2 protein-coding genes are annotated in these 1,364 nt (G+C 61.7%); one reads left to right on the forward strand and one right to left on the reverse strand.

Annotated features, from left to right (window positions below):
- Window positions 1–146: 146 nt before the first annotated feature.
- The gene (locus ABZT03_RS44560; protein ID WP_356050063.1) at window positions 147–917 is read right to left on the reverse strand and encodes a transposase; all 771 of its coding nucleotides are present in this window, start codon (window positions 915–917) and stop codon (window positions 147–149) included.
- Window positions 918–1,033: 116 nt separating this feature from the next.
- Between ABZT03_RS44560 and ABZT03_RS44565 the strand changes: the two genes are divergently transcribed.
- On the forward strand, window positions 1,034–1,207 hold the full coding sequence (locus ABZT03_RS44565) for a helix-turn-helix domain-containing protein (RefSeq protein WP_356050065.1): 174 nt from the start codon (window positions 1,034–1,036) through the stop codon (window positions 1,205–1,207).
- Window positions 1,208–1,364: the final 157 nt, after the last annotated feature.

Raw genomic sequence — 1,364 nt, forward strand, 5'->3', positions numbered from 1 at the left:
TTCAGACGAAGGCCGCCTCCGTGTACGACAGTTACCGGACCGAGTGATCAAGTTCGACCTGCCATTCGACGCCGAACGTTAAAGATCAAGCTAAGCGTTGTCCCGTAAATGATCTTTGACGTGTTGGGTGGCCTGCCGGTTCTCTGTCACCCGGCGAGGGTGAGGTTGTGCAGGCGGGCGATGCCGAGCATGGCGTGGTGGACGCCGTCGCCTTTGAGGCGGCAGTCGCGCAGGATCTTCCAGGTCTTCATGCGGGCGAAGGCGTGCTCGACGCGGGCGCGGACTTTGCGGTGGGAGGTGTTGTGTTCCTCTTTCCAGGCCGGGAGTTCGGTCTGGCCGGGTTCGCGGCGGTGCGGGATGACCAGGCCGGTGCCGCGGTAGCCGCCGTCGGCGATGACTGTGGTCTTGCCGACGGCGGCCTTGGCGCCGGAGAGTTCCCATGCCTTGCAGTCGTTGCGGTTGCCGGGCAGAGGCCGGCCGACGGTGACGACGAGCCGGGTGTCGGCGTCGATGACGACCTGGTGGTTGGTCGAGTACCGGTAGTTCTTCGACTGTGCGGCGACCTGGTGGTCGCGGGTGGGGACCAGGGTGCCGTCCACGATCAGCACGGTGTTCCTCGCGAACCGCTTGCGTTGCTGGAGGGCCAGTGCCGGGCCGAGGTGGTCGACGATGCGGTCGGCCGCGGACTTGGACACCCCGAACAGCGGAGCCAGTTGGCGCAGTGTCAGGTTGGTTCGCCAGTACGCGGCGACCAGCAGCACCCGGTCCTCCAGCGGCAGGCTCCAGGGCCGGCCCTTGCGGACCGGGTCGGCGCCCTCGCGCCTCAATGCGGTGATTAGCTTGCCGAACTGACGCGAGCTCAGCCCGGTGAACGGGGCTATCCAGGACGGCTCCGACGCCGTGATCACACCAGCCACACCAAGATCATCTCACCAGTGGCCAGCAGTTACGGGACAAGTCTTAGGAGCGTAATGAGGCCCACCGACGAATCGAGATCGTGTAAATGCGCGTCAATTCCACGACCGCTAGTTTTATGGACGTGCGGGAAGGGGCCAATTATCTGGGCGTATCTGTTTCTTGGCTCTATCAGAATGCGGCACGACTCGGGATTCCTGTCTATCGGTTTGGTGTTGGCTCTAATGCAAAGATTCGTTTTAGGCGGTCAGAGCTAGAAGTGTGGATTAAGCAGCAGCGTGTGGAGTCGTAGCAATTATCAACGGTTCCGGGGATGGTTTTAAATTGTTAGGATTTGTATTGGTTTCTTTGGTTCGTGGGATGGGTTCGTTTTTTAAGGAGTGTGGGCATCCGCGGTCGCGGTGGTCGAAGTGTCCTCATCTCTACAAGATCCGTTACCGGGCGGCGGG

This window comes from Streptomyces sp. NPDC005574 (assembly GCF_040605435.1).
Taxonomy (GTDB): Bacteria; Actinomycetota; Actinomycetes; order Streptomycetales; family Streptomycetaceae; genus Streptomyces.

Coding starts and splice junctions, on each gene's coding strand:
- ABZT03_RS44565 (WP_356050065.1), top strand. CDS start 1,034: ATGGACGTGCGGGAAGGGGCCAATTATCTGGGCGTATCTGTTTCTTGG.